20 protein-coding genes are annotated in these 19,783 nt (G+C 55.4%); 9 read left to right on the top strand and 11 right to left on the bottom strand.

Translation table 11 applies throughout. The features are described 5' to 3' along the window. Positions 1–18: 18 nt before the first annotated feature. Positions 19–1,179: a polysaccharide biosynthesis/export family protein gene (locus tag AAD018_RS00745; protein WP_367314049.1), complete on the top strand. Its 1,161-nt coding sequence runs from the start codon at positions 19–21 to the stop codon at positions 1,177–1,179. Here the strand turns inward: AAD018_RS00745 and AAD018_RS00740 are convergent. Further along, entirely contained in the window at positions 1,176–2,174 is a 999-nt protein-coding gene (locus AAD018_RS00740; protein WP_367314050.1) for a glycosyltransferase family protein, read from the bottom strand. The two genes, AAD018_RS00745 and AAD018_RS00740, sit on opposite strands and share 4 nt — an antisense overlap. A 380-nt stretch (positions 2,175–2,554) precedes the next feature. Beyond that, entirely contained in the window at positions 2,555–3,499 is a 945-nt protein-coding gene (locus AAD018_RS00735) for a glycosyltransferase family 2 protein (protein ID WP_367314051.1), read from the bottom strand. Between the two features lie 14 nt (positions 3,500–3,513). Between AAD018_RS00735 and AAD018_RS00730 the strand changes: the two genes are divergently transcribed. The 3 genes from AAD018_RS00730 (at position 3,514) to AAD018_RS00720 (ending at position 6,551) form a co-directional block, all read left to right on the top strand. Then, positions 3,514–4,566 (top strand): glycosyltransferase family 2 protein, encoded by a 1,053-nt coding sequence (locus AAD018_RS00730; protein WP_412005151.1) that lies wholly within the window; start codon positions 3,514–3,516, stop codon positions 4,564–4,566. Beyond that, positions 4,563–5,636, top strand: a complete 1,074-nt coding sequence (locus tag AAD018_RS00725; protein WP_367314053.1) for a Gfo/Idh/MocA family protein — start codon at positions 4,563–4,565, stop codon at positions 5,634–5,636. Before AAD018_RS00730 ends, AAD018_RS00725 begins: the two co-directional genes overlap by 4 nt. Before the next feature lie 177 nt (positions 5,637–5,813). Further along, positions 5,814–6,551, top strand: coding sequence for a sugar transferase (locus AAD018_RS00720; protein WP_367314054.1), 738 nt, complete (start codon positions 5,814–5,816; stop codon positions 6,549–6,551). Positions 6,552–6,588: 37 nt separating this feature from the next. Here AAD018_RS00720 and AAD018_RS00715 read toward each other — a convergent pair whose 3' ends face one another. Further along, positions 6,589–6,834 (bottom strand): hypothetical protein, encoded by a 246-nt coding sequence (locus tag AAD018_RS00715; protein WP_367314055.1) that lies wholly within the window; start codon positions 6,832–6,834, stop codon positions 6,589–6,591. Positions 6,835–6,927: 93 nt separating this feature from the next. On the opposite strand from AAD018_RS00715, the gene AAD018_RS00710 reads away from it, so the two are divergent. Both AAD018_RS00710 and AAD018_RS00705 read left to right on the top strand, forming a co-directional pair. Next, positions 6,928–7,833: a glycosyltransferase family 2 protein gene (locus AAD018_RS00710; protein WP_367314056.1), complete on the top strand. Its 906-nt coding sequence runs from the start codon at positions 6,928–6,930 to the stop codon at positions 7,831–7,833. Positions 7,834–8,264: 431 nt separating this feature from the next. Then, entirely contained in the window at positions 8,265–8,846 is a 582-nt protein-coding gene (locus AAD018_RS00705; RefSeq protein ID WP_367314057.1) for a glycosyltransferase, read from the top strand. On the opposite strand, the gene AAD018_RS00700 is transcribed toward AAD018_RS00705, so the two are convergent. Both AAD018_RS00700 and hrcA read right to left on the bottom strand, forming a co-directional pair. Then, a complete protein-coding gene (locus tag AAD018_RS00700; RefSeq protein ID WP_367314058.1) occupies positions 8,843–9,409 on the bottom strand; it encodes a nucleotide exchange factor GrpE in 567 nt (188 codons plus the stop codon). The two genes, AAD018_RS00705 and AAD018_RS00700, sit on opposite strands and share 4 nt — an antisense overlap. A 14-nt stretch (positions 9,410–9,423) precedes the next feature. Beyond that, positions 9,424–10,482, bottom strand: a complete 1,059-nt coding sequence (hrcA, locus tag AAD018_RS00695; RefSeq protein WP_367314059.1) for a heat-inducible transcriptional repressor HrcA — start codon at positions 10,480–10,482, stop codon at positions 9,424–9,426. 104 nt (positions 10,483–10,586) lie between these two features. Here hrcA and rph point away from each other — a divergent pair, with 104 nt between their 5' ends. Genes rph through hemW form a run of 3 tightly spaced genes read left to right on the top strand, consistent with a single transcriptional unit; the run spans position 10,587 to position 13,052 of the window. Beyond that, positions 10,587–11,294 carry a ribonuclease PH gene (gene rph / locus AAD018_RS00690; protein WP_367314230.1) on the top strand — a complete coding sequence of 236 codons (708 nt, stop codon included), beginning with the start codon at positions 10,587–10,589 and terminating at the stop codon, positions 11,292–11,294. Further along, complete coding sequence (gene rdgB / locus AAD018_RS00685) at positions 11,294–11,905, top strand: RdgB/HAM1 family non-canonical purine NTP pyrophosphatase (protein ID WP_367314060.1); 612 nt, start codon at positions 11,294–11,296, stop codon at positions 11,903–11,905. The genes rph and rdgB overlap by 1 nt, the downstream gene beginning before the upstream one ends. Then, positions 11,895–13,052, top strand: a complete 1,158-nt coding sequence (hemW, locus tag AAD018_RS00680) for a radical SAM family heme chaperone HemW (protein ID WP_367314061.1) — start codon at positions 11,895–11,897, stop codon at positions 13,050–13,052. The genes rdgB and hemW overlap by 11 nt, the downstream gene beginning before the upstream one ends. Here the strand turns inward: hemW and AAD018_RS00675 are convergent. From AAD018_RS00675 to rho, 6 genes are read right to left on the bottom strand one after another with little or no spacing between them, the layout of a single operon-like run. After that, complete coding sequence (locus AAD018_RS00675; protein WP_367314062.1) at positions 13,049–13,915, bottom strand: ParB/RepB/Spo0J family partition protein; 867 nt, start codon at positions 13,913–13,915, stop codon at positions 13,049–13,051. The two genes, hemW and AAD018_RS00675, sit on opposite strands and share 4 nt — an antisense overlap. Further along, a complete protein-coding gene (locus AAD018_RS00670; protein ID WP_367314063.1) occupies positions 13,912–14,742 on the bottom strand; it encodes a ParA family protein in 831 nt (276 codons plus the stop codon). Before AAD018_RS00670 ends, AAD018_RS00675 begins: the two co-directional genes overlap by 4 nt. Then, the gene (rsmG, locus tag AAD018_RS00665) at positions 14,735–15,325 is read right to left on the bottom strand and encodes a 16S rRNA (guanine(527)-N(7))-methyltransferase RsmG (RefSeq protein WP_367314064.1); all 591 of its coding nucleotides are present in this window, start codon (positions 15,323–15,325) and stop codon (positions 14,735–14,737) included. Before rsmG ends, AAD018_RS00670 begins: the two co-directional genes overlap by 8 nt. A gap of 1 nt (position 15,326) precedes the next feature. After that, positions 15,327–17,192: a tRNA uridine-5-carboxymethylaminomethyl(34) synthesis enzyme MnmG gene (gene mnmG, locus AAD018_RS00660; protein WP_367314065.1), complete on the bottom strand. Its 1,866-nt coding sequence runs from the start codon at positions 17,190–17,192 to the stop codon at positions 15,327–15,329. Positions 17,193–17,200: 8 nt separating this feature from the next. Beyond that, complete coding sequence (mnmE, locus tag AAD018_RS00655) at positions 17,201–18,484, bottom strand: tRNA uridine-5-carboxymethylaminomethyl(34) synthesis GTPase MnmE (protein WP_367314066.1); 1,284 nt, start codon at positions 18,482–18,484, stop codon at positions 17,201–17,203. Between the two features lie 19 nt (positions 18,485–18,503). Next, positions 18,504–19,775 (bottom strand): transcription termination factor Rho, encoded by a 1,272-nt coding sequence (gene rho, locus AAD018_RS00650; RefSeq protein WP_367314067.1) that lies wholly within the window; start codon positions 19,773–19,775, stop codon positions 18,504–18,506. Between the last annotated feature and the right edge of the window lie 8 nt (positions 19,776–19,783).

Below are 19,783 nucleotides of genomic sequence, written 5' to 3'. Positions count from 1 at the left end.
TTAGGTGCAAGCGCAGCTGTGGCTGAGCGCTACACCGTGGGTGCTGGTGACCGGCTGTCCGTGCGGGTCGTCATTTGGGAGGATACGACGCGGCGCTACGAAACCTGGGATGCGGTCAGCGGAGAATATGTCGTACAATCGGGCGGCTATCTGATGCTGCCTGTCGCGGGACGAGTGGATGTTGCCGGCCAGACGACGGCAGAGCTGTCGGATACGATTGGAGGCCTGCTTCAGACGGTCGTGAGTTTTGTTCAGCCTCCGTCGACCGCCGTCGAGGTCGTGCAGCACCGGTCGTTCTATGTCGTGGGCGATGTGCAGCAGCCCGGCGCCTATCCGGCGCAGCCCGGTCTGACCGTGGCCCAAGCCATTGCCTTGGCGGGAGGAGAGGCGGTACGCAATCTGGATGAGCTGGGGGCGATCCGGGATGCAGGTGCGATGCGCGATCTGCAGACGTCGATTGCGCGAGCGGATTACAGAATTGCCCGGTTGCGAGCGGAAATCGACGGCATGGATAGCCCCGGTTTTCCAAGCGAAACCCAGCATCCTGACGGAACCGACGCGTTGTTGCAAATCCAGGCTGAGGAAGAGGCAGTCTTTGCATCGCGTAAGGCAGCCATCGATCTGGAAACCGAGGCGCTGGAGGAGCTCAAGGCGCTTTTGACGTCCGAGATTGAAGGGCTGGAAGCGACGATGGACCGGGTGGACCTGCAGATCGAGTCGGCGAGGGAGAACCTAGAGAACATGGAGAGCTTGGCGGATCGCGGGCTGGCGCGTCAGCCGCAGATCGTGGATGCACAGCGGCGGCTCTTTGATCTGGAGAACCAGCTTCAGGCCCAAAGCAACGCCCTTTACCGCGCCCAGCAAAGCATCAAGGAAGCCGATCGGGATGCGGTCGCGCTGCGCACGCGCCGCTCGACCGACGCGGCGACCGAGCTGCAACGGGTGACTGCAGATCGAGAGGCTCTGATGATCCGCAGATCCACGCTCAGAGAGGTTGCCGCCCAAACAGGCAGCTTCGTGGGAACTGCGGATGAAGATGATATCGTGATTGACCTGACAATCTCGCGGGACGTCGATGGCAGCTTGTCCGAGTTCGTCGCGGAACCCGGTCAGGCCATCATACCCGGCGATATCCTTCGCTATCAGAGACGGCTGAGAGAGGCGGAAGACGGTCTTTAATCACCAGATTGCACAGACGCTTGGCCGGAGCCGATTGTCTCGAGATATGCGACCAAGTCGCAATTGTTGAGCCTCTCTCTGGCAAGCCTAGCGGCACGGCCAGCCTTGTCTTTCCGAAGGTCGGGATCGTCAAGAAGCCGGATCAGAAGGGCGACGACGTCTTGTTCCGTCTCGGCATGGCTGACGAGATCGTCGAGGCGCCCGCCATAAGCGTCAAGCGTCTTGCTATGGCAGACGATGCAACATCCAAGCTCAAGGTAAGTGGCCAGTTTTATGCTGATTCCGCTCATTACCCTTGTGGGCGCAAAACCGATCGTGTCGGGGCCAGCCAAGTCTAGCAGACTTTCCAGTCGGTGCTTGAGAATGACGCCGGGAGGGGCGGTCTGGATCATCTCCGCGATTTCACCCACGATCCAGAGCTCTGCCTCGGGGCGGGCCTTATGCACCTCAGGCCAGATCTCGTTGAGAATTGCGTCCAGAGCATCGAAGTTTCCACCGTGCTTCACGCCGATAAAGACGACCTTTGCCTTCATGGACGGGGCCGGGTCGGGGATGTTGGCTGAAATTTTTGGGGGCAGCCAGATGTGACGGCAGTTGGGTAGCCGTTCCTCCAGGGCGGCGGCTTCGGTTGCGGATGCGTGAATGCAAAGGTCGACATCGGCCAGCCGGGCTGCTTCTTCTTCGAAGGAAGGGGACGCATGATCGGGGGGAAGGCCTGCGTCAATGAAGGCTTTGCTACGCATGGAGAACAGGTCGTGCAAAAGTACGGCTTTCGCATCGGCTTGGCAGTCCCTCAGAAGTGGAGCCAAGGAGCTGTATTCGCCCACGACCAATTGGGACCGAACGGCGTTGACCGCTGCGACAGTGCGGGCCGCCTCTCCTGTCTCGGGTGGCAGACCAAGTGTGCTGGGGATCGATGGACGCTCGGCCTCCCGCCTGCCTTTCAGGAGCCAAAGCATCTGGCGGCCCAGACGATACGCGGCGCGTCTCCACACATACGGATCCCGCGCGATGTAGAGAGATCCGATCCGCCATGTCCCTGGCCACGTGAGGCTACGTCCCTTGGTTCGGAACACCGGGTCCGGGCGGGAGATCGGCCTGCTGCCAAAGCTCGATCTTGGGGTCGCGACGATCCGGACGCCGAAACCGGCTTCTTCAAGAGAGCTCATGCAGTTCAGCAGATAGACAGCGCTCCCGGACAGCGCATCGTCAAGGCGCCGTTGGATGATCACAGTCGCAATCCTGCGATCTGGTTGGGGATCCGATGATATTTCCAAGCCGGCGCCTCGTTCAACGGGACCATTCAGTCTCGAGGCTTGCACATCTTTACTCGTTAACATGACACTTCAGCGCGCGGGGGCGCCCTATTTCCTTTTCAAAACACGTTTCGTCGCTTCAGACGTTTTGCAACAGCTTCGGTCATCTGGCGGCTAACCTTTATCGCGGTGCGGGGCCGGGCGGCAAAGATCGACAGGATGCGGCGCAGATCCCTGTTCTTCAATGCGCTGATCGCCTGCTCAGACCGCATCATATCTGTCAACGCTGTTCGGCGCTGGGCAAAAAGCATCTTTGTCCGGGCCGAAAGGCTGTCCTGATATTTATTGAGAAACCGCGTATCGGCGTTGATCAGCGATTGAATGTGATCGGGGTTCGCGCGATGAGATACCGATCCAGGACGGACGCAATAAAGATAATCAGGAGACATGGAGACGACGACCTTTGCGCCTTTGGCCAGCGCTTCGAAGATCAGATGGCAGTCCTCGCCATTTCTCAGCGTCTCGTCGTACTGCAAGCCCTCCCGATCAAGGAAGCTCTTCCGGAAGAGAGGCTTGAGATATCCCAAGCTCGGTGCGTCGTGTCTCACCATGTTTCGGGCGACATAGTCTTCCAGCGAAAGCAGGGTGCCATCAGTGACGTCTGTCTCGGAAAGAAAGGCCGATCCCTCGACGGCGGAGCCATCCGGCGTCACGGGCACAAAATTTCCCAAGACGACATCCGCGCCCGTCTGCTTTGCCAGGCGGATCATGTTCGAAAGCCTATCCGGGCGCGTGGTGTCATCGGCATCAAGGATGGCGATCCACTCTGCGGTTGCAAGCTCAAGGGCCCGGTTGCGTGCTGCGGCTGGGCCACCGTTCCGGATCAATCGATCGACCTGAACGCCCGGAAAGGTTCTGGCTTTACAGGCCGTCTGATCCTGTGATGCGTCGTCGACAATGATAATTTCAGGACGGATACCGGTTTGCGCGAGCGCGCTCTGGATGGATCGCGAGAGCGTCGCTTCGGCGTTATAGGCGGCAATGACAAGAGTTGCGTCAATCATCTGGTCGATTATGCTTGAATCAATGTGTTTTACAGTATCTCGGCTTTTTCGATGAAAAGATATTCATTTTGACCGGCACGTCGTCAGATGAGGCGGTCGGGCCACCGGATGTTGCGGTCATCATACCCGCCTGGAACGCCGAAACGACGGTTTCCCGCGCTATCGACAGCGCTTTGTCTCAAGTTGGCGTATCGGTGGAAGTCATTGTCGTCGACGACGCGTCTACGGACGGTACAGTCCGAGTCCTGAGCGATTTGGCGGCATTGGACAGGCGGGTAACGTTCTTGCAGCAATCCCGGAACATGGGGCCGGCGGCTGCCCGCAATCGTGCCTTGGATGCTGCGACCGCGCCTTATGTCACGCCGCTCGATTCAGATGACTTTATGGAAGAGGGACGGCTTGCGACGCTTTTGGATCTCGCGAAACAGGGATCTTGGGATATTGTGGCAGACGATCTTTACAAAATGGTTGCGGGCTCGGATGAAATGTCGAGAACGCGTCTTTGGTCACGCAAAGAAATTGGTGTCCAGGCTGTCGATCTGCCTTTCTTCGTGAAGGGCAATCTATCGGAGCTTCATGGCGATCGGGGGGAGTTGGGATTCCTGAAGCCCTTAATTTATAAAGCCTTTCTAGATCAGATTGGTCTTCGATATGACGAGGGAATGCGGCTAGGGGAGGACTACCTTCTTTACGCGACAGCTCTGGTTCAGGGCGCGCAGTTTTGTCTGACGGATCCAGCTGGATATGTGGCTGTCGTGCGGGACGATTCTTTAAGCGGTTCGCACCGTGCGAAGGATTTGGGCGCCCTGGTTCAGGCAGACAGTCAGCTTTTGTCGGAGGTTTCAGATGATCCGCAGGCCAAAGCCCTGATTCGTCGTCATCGGCTTGAGACCTGGAAGCGTTGGGCTTGGATGCGTCTCATTGAGGCTGTGCGAGACCGTGATGGTCGCGAGGTATTTGCGGCGTTTCGGGGACCGCCCGGCGTGGGATTATCGCTCATGGGGCGGCTTGCCGAGCAAGCCTATCTTCGGACAGCACGGCGGCTGAGCGGGAGGGCCTCTCGATGACCGCTCGGATCCGGTGGGGCGTTATCGGCGCGGGCAATATCGCCAAGCAGTTTGCCGGAGATCTTCGGCACAGCGAGTTCGGCGTTCTAGGCGCTGTGGCATCCAGATCCGGCGAGCGGGCTGCACAACTGGTCAAAGTGTATGACGGATGCCGCGTCTTTACCGACTACGAGGCGCTATGCCGCGATAAAGAGATCGATGCGATCTACGTGGCGACGCCGCCCAGCTTGCATCGAGCCCACGCCATTATGGCTATGGAGGCCGGTAAGGCCGTTCTTTGCGAGAAACCTTTCGCGGCAACACTCGAGGATGCGGCTGCGATCAAGGATACCGCGCTCTCCAATGGCACATTTTGCATGGAAGCGATGTGGACACGGTTTCTGCCAGGTCTTCAGGATACGGTTGCGCGCGTGGAGCAAGGGGAGCTTGGCGAGCCGGTTCATCTTCATACGACTTTGGGCTTTCCTCGGGTAGAGCGAAGTGGCGATGCGATCACCGATCCCGCGCTTGGGGGTGGAGCGCTTACAGATCTAGGATGCTATTGTCTTGCGATGGCGCAGACCTTTTTCGGGGAAGCGAGGGTAATCTCGAGCCGGATCACGCGATCGGAAGGTGGTTCGGTGCGGTCTGTTTCCGTGCATCTGGCCCATCAAACCGGGACCTCTACTATCGTCGCCAGTCATGACGCCGCACTTCGCAACACAGTGGAGCTGACAGGCACCAAAGGTCGTTTCATGATCGAGGCGCCCTTTATCAGTGCGAGGGCTGTGCGGTGGAAGCCTGCGGGACCGCCTTTGGATGCCGCTGCCTCGCGACAGGGCGGTCTTAAGGCAGCTCTTCAAACCTCTCCTATCGGTCCAGTGCTCAGACGAGGCTTGGCACTTGTTCGACCCCCCGATGGACGGATCAGGCGCTACACTTATCCGGGGACTGGATTGCAGTTCCAAGCGGATGAAGTTGCGAGATGCCTCAATGAGGGAGTGCGGGAAAGTCGGCTCTGGTCATTGGATGCGACCTTGTCTGTTCTAGAACTGATCGAGAGGGTAGGCGACACCACTGCCGATGAATAAGGCGGCATATGTGGCATATCTGTGGCATATTTCACGCTGGCAGCGACGAGAACAGACCGTTTCATATCGTTACACGGCAGCTTGTTTACAACAGATTAAGGAAGTATTAACGCTAGGGTACATCGGTTGTATTTTTGCCGATTTTGAACGGTTGAATAGGTTTTTGGGGGAAGATTGATGTCTTTTTTTGGACACCCGGTGCGTCGGGAAGGACGTACAACGCTTGCTGCTAACCGTAACGTTGAAGAAGTTTTGACTCGACCTCGGTCATCGGGGCCCTTCGGTACACCTTCGACACAGTTCGGTAAGCGGAGCATGGATATCTGCTTTGCGATCATGATGCTCGTGCTGTTCGCTCCGGTTCTGCTGACGATCTGCATCTGTCTTTACGCAAAAGGTCAGCGGCATCTCTTTTATCAGCACAAACGCATCGGCAAAGATGGTCGGGAGTTTGGATGCTTCAAATTCCAGACGATGGTGGCAGATGCGGACCTTCGTTTGCGCGAACTGATCGAAGGAGATGAAGAGCTTCGCAGGGAATGGGCTGAGACCCGAAAGCTGAAATCGGATCCAAGGATCATCCCGGGTATCGGTGCGTTTTTACGGTCGTCGAGCCTTGATGAGCTTCCGCAGCTCTTCAATATTCTCCGTGGCGAAATGAGCCTTGTGGGACCGCGTCCTGTCACGAAAGACGAGCTTGACGTCTACTATGGCGTCTTCAAACGACATTATTTGATGGTGAAGCCCGGACTGACCGGGCCTTGGCAATTAGGTGGACGATCGGACACGTCATATGACGAACGGGTTCAGCAGGACACCTGGTATGTCGAGAATGCGACGCTGATGACGGATCTCAGCATCTTTGTCAGAACCGTCACGATGTTCCTGACCGCGCGTCTCAAGGGATCGTGCTAGACCGACCTCCGCCGTTCTATTTGCGGATGCGGGCGGTCTAGTTCGCCAGGAAGGAAGAGCGATTTGTCTTCCGTGCCGCGACGAGCCGGAAGTATAGAAGCGTGAACGGACCATTCAGAACCCAGGCGAGCATTATGCCAAAGAGGATTGATCCCCCCATCGCAATTGCGACCGATACGGAAAGAGCTGTTGTCAGAACCAGCGGGATAATCAGGTTCATCAGACGGAGCCTGTTTGCTGCGCCTGACTGCTCTTGCTCGAAGTCTCCCCACTTCTCACTCATGGATCCAAGTCTTTCTTTTTCTGCTTCTCGTTCAACTTCAACCCATCATAAGTATGATTTCGGCGACAAAAGGCCGACATCGTGTCAGTTATCATGAGAGTTTGTGTTGGCATCTGCACATTTCAGCGAGACAGTCTGACTACAACTCTCGAGAGTGTTTCCAATCAGAAACTACCCCAGGGTGTCAAGCTTTCCGTGGTCGTAGCTGATAATGACGTCGAGGCCGTTCTATCTCAGGACCTGGCGCGGCTTGCACGTCAATTGGAGCTAGAGCTGACCTATATTCATGCACCGGCGCGCAATATTTCGATCTCGCGCAATGCCTGTCTCGAGAATGCATCCGGGGGTTATCTGGCCTTCATCGATGACGATGAGATTGCGGAGCCCAACTGGATCGCTCGACTTCTTGATGCCGCTCGGTCGACCGGCGCCGGCGTTGTCTTTGGACCCGCCGATGCGGTTTATCCTGCATCCGCCCCAGCTTGGATTCGGGAAAACGACTTCCACTCTAACCATCCAACCACGCGCGATGGTGTGGTCGAGACTGGGTATTCGAGCAATGCGCTGCTGGATCTTAGGGATCCGAAGGTGAGCGAGACACGGTTTGATCTGTCATTCGGGCGAACGGGAGGCGAGGATATCGATTTCTTCTTTCGCCTTCATCAAAAGGGCGTCCGCATGGTCATCGCAGATGAGGCCCGCGTCCGAGAGCCTGTGGATCCGCAGAGGCTTTCGCTGAAATGGCTGCTGCGACGCAAGTTCGCCGCTGGGAAGATTTACGGACATTGCGCGACCGCAAGCCGGTCGGCGCGGCAAGTTCCCTTGCGTCTTCGAAGCGCGGCCAAAGCCCTTTACTGTGGGATCAGGGCCGTTCCATCGGCACCGAGCCGAACGCGGCTCGCTTTTTGGGTCATGCGATCAAGCTTCCATTTCGGAGTGTTCTTCGGAACGCTCTCACCGCCTCAGCGCGAGGCTTACGGCGTAGACACGTTGAAATGACAGATCCGGCGCGGACGGTCGTTCTTTTCTACGACGGGTTCGAAGCTCAGGCGATTGATCGTCCCTTGGGGCGAGTTCAGTCCTGGGCCAGGGGGCGGCTACGGGCAGGGTATCGGACCCTTCGGCGCAAACAGCTTTATACGGGGTACTATACCGCCTTTCTCAATCTAGTTGCCGGCCTTCGATCCCAAGATGTGAATGTTCGGATTAACGATTTCGCGTATGCACGTGCGCATTCCCAAGACCCGATCGGGATTTCGGGATATCCGTCCGTTTTCAAGAAAGTGCAGCTCGAGAATCCGGCCGTTTTCGGACCTGGTTTCGTACCCGACCCCGCGGATCTTGAAGCCGTAATTCAAGACTGCAACCTGAAGATCGTCACCTTACCATCCGAGTGGCCCTGCAAGATCTGGCGGCCTCACTTCGGAGATATGATCCAGCCGATGTTCACTCCGGTCGATGTCGCGCACTGGCCTGACTTGAGTGGTACCGAGAAGTTGGTCGATGTCGTGATCTACGACAAGATCCGCTGGGATCGCGAAGCGCGTTGCGCAGATCTTCTTGAGCCGCTGAAGGCACATCTGGATCAGCAGGGGCTTACCTATACTGTTCTCCGATATGGGCATCATCATCTCAGTCAGTTCAAAGAGGCGCTTGGGTCATCCGGAGCGTTGGTTTTTATATGTGAACATGAGGCGCAAGGGATCGCCTATCAGGAAGCGCTCGCGTCCGGCATCCCGGTTCTGGCCTGGGACGAAGGACGCTTACGGGATCCCCGGCAGGCCGCGCTCGCACCCGAAGGTCTGGTCGTATCGTCAGTTCCATACTTCGACAACCGGTGCGGCATGACATTCAAGATCGCAGATCTCACTGAGAGCTTCGATCAGTTCTGGAGCCGGCGAGAGGCCTATCGCCCGCGGGACTATATCTCTGAGGCTCTCAGTCCAGCTGCAGGCGCCCGCCGTTATCTCGATCTTCTGGATGCGGCGAAAGCTCGGGCAACCTACAGTTAACCGGTCATCGAGCTGACGCCGACTTGAGCGGGTCGCAACAGGCGGTCATGCAGCATAAAGCCCTCAGCGGCCACTTGGATGATGTCGCCTGCCTTAGTCCCTGGAAGCGGAGCTTCAAACATTGCCTCATGATGTTGGGGATCGAAGCGATCGCCAACCTCGGGATTGATCTGTTCGATCCCGTGCTTCTTGAAGACGTTGAGAAGCTCGCGCATCGTCAATTCGATACCTTCAAGGAAAGCTGCGTCTACACCTTCCGGTGCAGCTTCGAGGGCACGTTTGAGGTTATCGTAGACCGGCAACATATCGCGGGCGAGTTTAGAGCCGCCGTAATTCTCGGCCTCACGGCGGTCGCGGTCGGATCTTTTGCGAGCGTTCTCCGCATCGGCCAAGGCGCGCATGAAACGGTCCCGTAGATGATCGCGTTCGGCGCGGATCGCCTCAAGGTCGCTGACCTTCTCCTGCGTCGGATCTTCCTCGGCAAGCGTTTCAAGATCGACCAGTTCTTCTTCGAGGGCATCGATATCGTCGAGGAAGATGTCTTCTTCTTTCGGGTCGGCCATATTGCGCGTCCTTCTTAACTCCGGTCCGACAGCAGCTTTCCGACAAGCTGCGCGGTGTAATCTACGATCGGCACGATGCGGCCGTAATTGAGCCGGGTCGGTCCTATGACACCAACCGCGCCGATAATCTTTCGATCTGCGTTCATATAGGGAGAGACCACGAGAGAGGAACCCGAAAGTGAGAAAAGCTTGTTCTCTGACCCTATGAAAATACGCACGCCTTCGCCCTCTTCGGTCAGCTCGAGGAATTCCGCAATATCCCGCTTGCGTTCAAGGTCGTCGAAGAGCGTCCGTATCCGGTCGATATCGAGCGCCTGATCTTCAAGAAGGTTCGCTCGGCCCCGAACGATAAGACGTTCGGTGCGCTCACCCTCATTCTCCCAGATGGCCAAACCCTGTTCGACAAGGGATTGAGCGAGGCTGTTCAGCTCCTGCCGATGCGTGCGAATCTCCTCGGCAATTACCGGGCCCAGTTCGGACAAGGTGCGACCTTCGGCGAGTGAATTGAGGAAGTTTGCGGCCTCCCGCATCGAGGATGGTGTCTGACCCGGCGGCGGGGTGAAAACACGGTTCTCGACATGACCATCAGCGAAGACAAGGACGACCAGCGCGCGGTCAGGCGCCAAAGAGACAAATTCGAGATGCTTGATCGGCGCTTCGTGCTTGGGCGTCAGGACAAGGCTGGCACCATGGGTAACCCCGGAAAGCGCGGATCCAACCCGGTCGAGCAAGGCGGAGACATCGGTACGGTCGTTGCCAAGCGTCTGATCGATCATCGAGCGGTCGTCGCCGGCGAGATCGGACACCTCGAGGAGACTATCCACGAATAACCGCAGTCCGTTCTGTGTAGGCACCCGGCCCGCAGAAATATGAGGACTATCAAGCAGACCCAGATATTCCAGATCCTGCATCACGTTCCGGATCGTCGCCGCGCTAACTTTCTCGGACAGGTGTCTGGTCAGCGTGCGCGACCCAACAGGGTTGCCCGTTTCCAGATAGCTCTCAACCAGCTTGCGAAAGACTTCTCGCGAGCGATCGTCAAGATCCGAGATGAGGGTTGGGTGATCGTTCATCGGAGACCTATGTAACGATCTTCTCTGCCAATCGGTAGGCCCGAGGTCTTGGAATGCGGCGGTGTGGCGCGTATGGCGAGCACAGTCTTTCAAAAGGAATCGATATGCGACCTTCGGGACGAAATCTGGACCAAATGCGCGACATCTCAATCGAAACGGATATTACCAAGCATGCGGAAGGCTCCTGCCTGATCCGGGTGGGGGATACCCATGTGCTGTGTACCGCATCGGTTGATGAAAAAGTGCCACCGTTCCTGCGCAATAGCGGACTGGGCTGGGTGACCGCGGAATATGGAATGCTGCCGCGCGCGACGACGACGCGGATGCGGCGGGAGGCCAAGAATGGTCAATCAGGCCGGACACAGGAGATTCAGCGGCTGATTGGTCGAAGCCTGCGCGCGGGTGTGGATCGTGTGGCATTGGGCGAACGGCAGATCGTAGTGGATTGCGATGTCATTCAGGCTGACGGCGGAACCCGATGCGCATCGATCTGCGGTGGATGGGTTGCGTTGAAGCTAGCGGTGAACGCTTTGATGAAGGCAGGCGATGTGATCTCGGATCCCTTGTCGGAGCCGGTCTCGGCCGTGAGTTGCGGAATTTATGCCGGCCAACCCGTGCTGGATCTGGATTATCCGGAAGATAGCGAGGCTGGCGTTGACGGAAACTTCGTTATGACAGGCGAGCGTTTGATCGAGATCCAAAGCTCTGCCGAAGGAACCACTTTTTCTCGCAACCAGTTTGAGAAGTTGATGGATCTTGCGACGCAAGGATGTGCAGAATTGATGAAGGAACAGGTTTTGGCAGTATCTTGATGCGTAGGTTTGATGGAAAGCGCCTTCTGATGGCTACCCATAATGCTGGAAAGCTTGAGGAAATGGCGGCGCTTCTCAATCCCTACGGTGTTAAGCTGAGTTCAAATGCGGATGACGGGCTGCCGGAACCGGATGAGACGGAAGATACGTTTTTGGGGAACGCTTTGATCAAAGCTCAAGCTGCGGTAAATGCGACCGGACTGCCTGCTTTAGCCGACGATAGCGGAATCGAGATTGACGGGCTGGATGGTCAGCCAGGGGTCTACACCGCAGATTGGGCCGAGACGCCGCACGGGCGTGACTTCGTGGTTGCGATGACAAAAGCATGGGACATGCTTGAAGCGCGGGATGCACCGGCTCCCCGAACGGCGCGTTTTTGTTGCACACTTGTCCTGGCTTGGCCCGACGATCATTTCGCGTCCTTTGACGGTAGGATGGAAGGCCAAATCGTCTGGCCGATGCGGGGCGACCAGGGGCACGGATACGACGCTATCTTCATGCCGGACGGATACGATATCACCTTCGGTGAGATGGATCTTTCGGAGAAGAATCGCATCAGTCATCGCGCCATCGCCGTACAGAAGATGATCGAGGGGTGTTTTGCTCGCTGACTGGCAACGCGGTGGCTTTGGCATTTATGTCCATTGGCCATTTTGTGCGGCGAAATGTCCGTATTGCGATTTCAACAGCCATGTCGTGGATCGAGTAGATCAGAAGCGTTGGCGCCAAGCGCTGGTTTCCGAAATTGAACGAGTCGCGGCGCAAGTGCCGGAACGTGCGGTGTCGACGGTCTTTTTCGGAGGAGGCACGCCTAGCCTGATGCCGCCCGAGACAGCCGAGGCCGTTCTGGAGGCCATCCGTGCAAACTGGGCAATCTCGAACGATCTTGAGGTTACGTTGGAAGCCAATCCGACGTCATCGGAAGCAGGCAAGTTTCACGACTTTTTCGATGCTGGTATCAATCGTGTGTCGGTGGGCCTCCAAGCGCTGAACGATGCAGATCTTACTCGGCTAGGTCGGCTTCATACGGCTGCGGAAGGGCGGGCGGCGTACGACATCGCGCGATCGATCTTCCCGCGGGTTAGCTTTGATCTGATCTACGCGCGACAGCATCAGAGCCTTGAGGCTTGGAAGGCAGAGCTGGAGGATGCTCTGTCAATGGATCCGAACCACATGTCTCTTTATCAGCTGACGATCGAAGACGGGACAGCTTTCAAGAGACGCTTTGACACCGGAGGCTTGCGAGGTCTGCCAAGCGAGGATCTGGCTGCGGATCACTATGAACTGACGCAGGATCTTTGCAGCGAGGCAGGACTGCCTGCATACGAAATTTCAAACCACGCGGTGCCAGGCGAAGAGGCTCGGCACAATTTAATCTATTGGCGATGCGGAGACTATGCGGGGATTGGACCCGGCGCTCACGGGCGTCTGACATTGCCGAACGGGCGTGTAGCGACTGCGTCGGAACCTATGCCAGGACGTTGGATCAGTCTCGTTGAAGGGTCTGGGACTGGAAATATTGCAACGGATGTTCTGAATCTTCGGGAACAAGACGTTGAGCTTTTGCTAATGGGTCTTCGAACTCGCGAAGGCATCGATATCAGCCGATTTCAAACAAAAAGCAAGGGTTTGTATAATAAGATCAGTGACTTAGAGAACGTTGGAGTTGTTGATTTGTCGGAGTCCACTCTCCGAGTGACCGATAAGGGACATCTTCTGCTGAATAGGATTCTGCAGGAGCTAACATCCAGCCTTTAACTTTGGCTAAGAAGCCCCAACAGGTCATCCAACTGATCGAGTGACTTGTATTCCAGAGTGACCTTACCATCTTCCGGCGTCTTTCCCCGGATTATCTGAACAGGCATCTTAAGCTGTGCTGAGAGATCCTCTTCTATGCGGCGCGTATCAGCGTCTTTGGTCACCACCTTTTTCGGCGGCTTTTGGGCGTTATCCTTCTGCGCGTTGGCCAGTTTCTCAGTTGCTCTCACCGATAGACCGTCCCTGACGACACGGCGCGCCAGTGCTTCAGGATCATCGGATGTGATAAGCGCACGCGCGTGTCCCGCCGAGATATCGCCTTTGTTCAAGAGGGTCTGCACGGAGTCGGGGAGGCCCAAGAGTCGCATCAGGTTTGCGATGTGACTACGGCTTTTCCCCAGAATCCGCGAAAGCTCTTCTTGGGTATGGCCAAAACGCTCGATCAGCTGTTTGTAGCCGGCACCTTCATCTATCGGGTTCAGATCAGATCTTTGGATATTCTCAATAATTGCGAGTTCCAGCGTTTCTGTATCGCCAAGCTCTCGAATGACAACCGGAACTTCATGGAGTTGAGCAAGCTGGGCTGCACGCCAGCGGCGCTCACCCGCTACGATTTGGTAGATGTCACCTTGTGGTCTGACAATAATCGGTTGGATGATACCTCGTTGCCGAATGGAATCGGCCAACTCCTCCAGACTGTCCTGATCAAAGCGACGCCTTGGCTGATCGGGATTTGGTTGGATCTTCTCAATCGGCAACTGGCTCTCGGCGCTTGGCGTAGTTGCGGTTTCAGGCGGGAGTTCTGCCATTAACGCAGACAGACCTCGCCCAAGGCCCCTGTTCTTGCCGGATTTTGTTGTCATGCAACACCTTCTTGAATGGGATTTTGCGCGGCATCGCGGCGTCCAATCAGTTCGGCTGCAAGAGCGCGATACGATTGAGCTCCCCGTGACTGTCCGTCGTATTGAAGGACAGACATTGAGAATGATGGCGCTTCGCTCAAGCGAACATTCCGTGGGATCACCGTTTTAAACACAAGATCCCCTAACGTGTCGCGCGCATCAAAATCCACCTGTTGAGCCAGACGGTTCCGACCATCAAACATCGTCATAACAACCCCTTCGATCCTGAGATCAGGGTTAGCTGAACTTCTAATCTCGCGAACGGTGAGCATTAGCTGAGAAAGGCCTTCAAGAGCGAAAAACTCACTTTGAAGCGGTACGAGAAGGCTATTGCTCGCAACCATCGCATTCAATGTAAGAAGATTGAGGGAAGGCGGACAGTCAATGAGGACAAGATCAATCGCCTCTTTCCAAGCTTCATCAAAGCTTAATGCTGAGCGAAGCAGAAATATCCTGTCCTTTCGATCCATGAAGTCGATGTCGGCAGAACTCAGATCTGTCGTTGACGGAATAATCCATAGATTTTCTACGTTTGTAGGCTGCATTCCCTTAGTTATCGAAACATCACGGCTTAGGACGTCGTAAGTTGTATCCTTGCGCCTGTCCGGACCGATCCCTAACCCAGTGGAGGCATTTCCCTGCGGATCAAGATCCAGCAGGAGGATACGATATCCTTTCTCAGCCAAGGCAGCTGCAAGATTGACAGCCGTCGTGGTCTTTCCGACCCCGCCTTTCTGATTGGCAACAGAGATAATCCTTGGTTCTGGCTGTCCGGCTAGGTCAGACACGTTCAAGAGCTCCGACTTGAAGAAGTACCCCGTCATCATCGGTGGTACTTTGATGCTGCTTGAGATGGAAGCGCCAATTCTGTCGAGCTGCGCTTATCTCTGCCGAAGCTGCCTTTCCCTTCAAAAAGAAACACTCTCCACCGGCGGCGAGGTGCGGATAGGTGAGGTTGAGAAGATCGGGAAGGGGGGCTAGTGCCCTTGCCGAAATGGCATCGGCATTAAGCGGCGAAATCGCCTCGATCCGATCAGCCTGTATGGTGATCGACAGGTTCATCATCACTGCAGTGTTTCGGAGAAAGGCCGCTTTTCTCTTATCGCTCTCAACTAGAGTAACGTGGAGCGCTAGCCCGGCTTCGTCTGCAAGAATTGCAATAACAAGCCCTGGAAATCCGGCACCCGAACCTAAGTCAGCGTATGCCTTTGTGTCACAAAGTAGTGGAAATAACTGTGCCGAATCCGCGATATGTCGCTTCCAAATATCCGCTTCTGTTGTACGACCAACGAGATTGATATGTTTGTTCCACTTCAGAAGCTCATCCGTGTATAAATGCAGCCTCTCTGACGTTTCACGTGAAACATCCATCTTAGGATGCTTTTCGTCGCTCTTGACCTCGAACTTTGGCAAGAAGGAGGGTCAGGGCTGCTGGAGTCATACCTTCTACACGGCCTGCCTGCGATATATTGGCTGGACGCGCTTTGGAAAGCTTCTCTTTCAGTTCATTCGATAGCCCTTCGATATCCATGAAGGACAGATCATTCGGGATGGAGATGCCGTCATCTCGTTGAAGCGCCGCCAAATCTTTTGCCTGGCGTTCCATGTATGGCGCATACAGCGCTTCATTATAGAGTTGTCGTTGAGTGGCTAGATCAAACTTCGAGAATGAAGGCGCAAGTGTCTCTAGCCCCTCCATCGTGACGCCACGTAGGCCTAATGCTTCAAATACAGACCGGTTTGGCCCATCAGGGTTCAAAATTGCGCCTGTATCGGCAAGCTCTCGTGAGGAAACCTTGAGGTCCTGCATCTCTGCTCGCGCCCTAGAAAGGCGAGTCATTTTAGTCTGAAACGCCTCCCATTGCGCATCACCGACCAATCCAGCTTCCCGACCGATTGCGGTGAGCCGCTGATCCGCATTGTCTGCGCGGAGGTAAAGCCGAAACTCAGCCCGCGAGGTGAACATCCGATACGGCTCTTGAACGCCCCTGATCGTAAGATCATCGATCATGACGCCTATATAGGACTGCTGCCTTTCAAATGAGAGCGTCGTCCCCTGACTTACCTTCAATGCAGCATTCGCTCCAGCAACAAGACCTTGCGCTGCCGCTTCTTCGTACCCGGTCGTCCCGTTTATCTGTCCGGCAAAATAAAGCCCGGAGATCTCTGGAAGCTCGAGATACGCATTTAGAGATCGCGGATCGAAGTAGTCATACTCAATCGCATATCCAGGCTGAGTAACAACGGCCTTCTCCAAGCCGCGGATAGAACGGACGTAGTCGGCTTGTACATCTTGCGGCAAAGAGGTGGAAATACCGTTCGGATAGACAATATTGGAGGTCAGGCCTTCAGGTTCTAGAAAAATCTGATGTGACGCCTTATCCGCGAACCTTACAATCTTGTCTTCGATCGAGGGGCAGTATCGAGGCCCTTTGCCTCCGATCTGGCCTCCGTACATCGCTGACCGACTGAGGTTTCGCTGGATAATATCGTGGGTCTTGGAATTAGTCTCTGTCAGTCCGCAGTCTACCTGGCGGCATTGAAGAGTACTCGTCGTACTCGATAAGAAAACAGGATCTTCATCACCGGGCTGTTTCTCGAGAGCGTCCCAATCAATGGTTGTTCCAAGAAGACGAGGAGGTGTTCCAGTTTTGAGCCGCCCTTGTGGGAGCTTAAGCTCTGCGAGCCGCTTGGCTAGGCGGGTCGATGCACTATCATTAAACCGACCGCCTGAATAATTCTTGTCCCCGATATGAACGATACCTCGAAGAAAGGTCCCAGCGGTTAGAACAATCGCCTCGGCGGATACGATGCTTCCATCTCCAAGGCAAACACCAGTCGCTCGCCCTGCCTCAATCTGAAGGTCGATAACTTCGCCCTCTACCACAATCAAGTTAGCTTGATTAGCAACGTGACTCTGGACGAAGTCGGCATATCGAACGCGATCGGACTGCGCTCTCGGTCCTTGAACGGCAGGGCCCTTGGAGCGGTTTAGCAGCCTGAACTGAATACCTGCATAATCCGCGGCGTGAGACATCACACCGCCTAGAGCATCTATTTCCCGGACGAGGTGCCCCTTGCCGATACCGCCGATCGCAGGATTGCAGGACATTTTTCCAAGATCATCGCGGGACATCGTAACGAGAACTGTCGGCACACCAATGCGAGCTGAAGCACATGCCGCCTCAACGCCTGCATGCCCGCCACCGATGACAACTACTTCTGCCGCCTGTTTCACGTGAAACGTCACTTTCCTATACAAAATGAGCTGAAGACATCATCTAACACATCATCTGGTGTGACGCGACCTATCAACATGTCCAGTACGAAGAGGGCAGCCCGTATCTCCTCTGAAACCAGTTCCTCGTTCAAACGATTCTCGATCGCTTCTTGAGCTGCTCCCAAGTTTTCCGACGCTTCAGAAAGCACGTTCCGATATCTATCTCGCAATAGAAGCTGCTTGCTCAGCTTACCGACCTCCAGCCTTTGGGCTACGGCTTCTCTCAATTCTGCTAAACCTTCACCGGTTAGGCCTGATACCGATAACCCATGAGATCGACCAAGATCCGCCTTAGCTCCGACGATGAGATCCTGAGCGCGGGAGGGGAGAACCATGTTGTCTGGCTGCTCTCCGAGATAGATCCTAAGATCTGCCATCTCAGCCGCAGCGATTGCTTTCTCCACACCCAGGATCTCGATCTCATCATCTGACTTTCGGAGGCCTGCCGTATCCATCAATCGGATTGGAATGCCATGCCAGTTCAAGGCGGTCTCGACGATATCGCGGGTCGTTCCTGGGATTGGTGTTGTTATAGCAACATCGCGATCACTTAAAGCGTTGATCAAGGTAGATTTTCCGGCATTCGGGGGACCGAGGATTACAACTGAATATCCTTGTCGCAAACGGTCAGAACTCATTGAGTTCGACAAGATATTACTAATTTCAAGCCTCACGGATTGAACAAGATCTCCAGCGTCTTTCCATACCTCAGCAGGAACATCTTCGTCGGAAAAATCGATTGTCGCTTCGAGAAGTGACAGTGCTTTGATCAAGATCGCGCGCCAGCTTTCGATTTTTTCAGATAACACCCCAGACAGTAGCGACATGGCTTGCCGCCTCTGCAAATCGGTCTCGGCGTCGATCAGATCACCCAAAGCTTCGACTTGTACGAGGTCTAGCTTGTCGTTCTGAAGCGCGCGACGTGTAAATTCCCCGGGATCCGCCGGCTGAAGATCTTCGATGCGATCCAACTCTCTTAGGAGATCTTTGATGACCGCAGCACTGCCATGGCAGTGAAACTCAACACTATCCTCGCCGGTGAAGCTGTCGGGACCGGGAAAAGACAACAGCAAACCGCGATCGATCAGCTCTCCATCGGATCTGCGAAAAGATCTCAAAGACATGGCGCGGCTGCGAGGTTTGTGTCCCGTGATCATCTCAGCCGCATGAAAGGCCGCAGGCCCGGACACCCTGATGATAGAAACGCCCGCCTTACCCGGAGCCGTCGCTTGCGCGAAGATCGTCGTCACTTTGCCTCAAGCTCACCCTTTACGCGTTCATCGAGTCGAAGAAGTCCGAGTTGCTCTTCGTCTGTTTGAGTTTCGAAATCAGGAACTCGATTGCGTCAGTTGTACCCATTGGATTGAGAATACGGCGAAGCACGTAGGTTTTTTGCAGATCGTTCTTATCGACAAGCAGATCTTCCTTCCGGGTCCCGGATTTCAGAATATCCATCGCCGGGAACACCCGCTTGTCCGCAACCTTTCGGTCCAGAACAATCTCGCTGTTACCCGTTCCCTTGAACTCTTCGAAGATAACCTCGTCCATACGGCTCCCGGTATCGATCAGAGCCGTTGCGATAATGGTCAGAGAGCCGCCTTCCTCGATGTTCCGTGCAGCGCCAAAGAAGCGTTTTGGCCGTTGCAGGGCATTCGCATCGACACCGCCTGTCAGGACTTTGCCTGAAGATGGAACCGTCGTGTTGAAGGCGCGGCCGAGGCGAGTGATCGAGTCGAGCAAAATCACGACATCTCGCTTGTGCTCCACCAGACGTTTTGCCTTTTCGATCACCATCTCAGAGACCGCCACGTGTCGTGTGGCCGGCTCGTCGAAGGTCGAACTCACGACTTCGCCTTTCACCGAGCGCTGCATATCAGTGACTTCCTCAGGCCGCTCGTCAATGAGCAAAACGATCAAATAGCATTCCGGATGGTTCGCCTCGATTGAAGAGGCGATATTTTGGAGAAGAACAGTTTTACCGGTTCGTGGCGGCGCCACGATAAGCGATCTCTGTCCCTTTCCGATGGGCGCGACGAGATCGATGATCCGTGCCGAACGATCCTTGATCGTCGGATCCTCGATCTCCATCGTCATGCGTTCATCGGGGTAAAGCGGTGTAAGGTTGTCAAACGCAACCTTGTGTTTGGCCTTCTCAGGATCTTCAAAATTGATCTTCTCTACGGCAACGAGGCAGAAGTAGCGTTCGTTATCGTTGGGCTCTCGAATAACACCTTCGACCGTATCGCCTGTACGCAGGGAGAACTGCCGGATCATGTCCGGTGAGACATAGATATCATCGGGACCGGGAAGGTAATTAGCTTCTGGTGACCTCAGAAATCCGAACCCATCCTGAAGAACCTCAAGAACGCCGTCACCGCCGATGACCCATTCATCCTCGGCCCGTTCTTTCAAGATCGAGAACATCATCTCGCCCTTGCGCATCGTCGACGCGTTCTCGATCTCGAGCTCCTCTGCCATCGACAAAAGATCTTTCGGGCTCTTCGCCTTTAGATCGGCGAGATTTAGACGGTTATCGCTCATAGGAAGGG

Source organism: Aestuariibius insulae (genome assembly GCF_040783535.2).
GTDB lineage: Bacteria > Pseudomonadota > Alphaproteobacteria > Rhodobacterales > Rhodobacteraceae > Aestuariibius > Aestuariibius insulae.
This window is presented reverse-complemented; position numbering and strand designations above follow the sequence as displayed.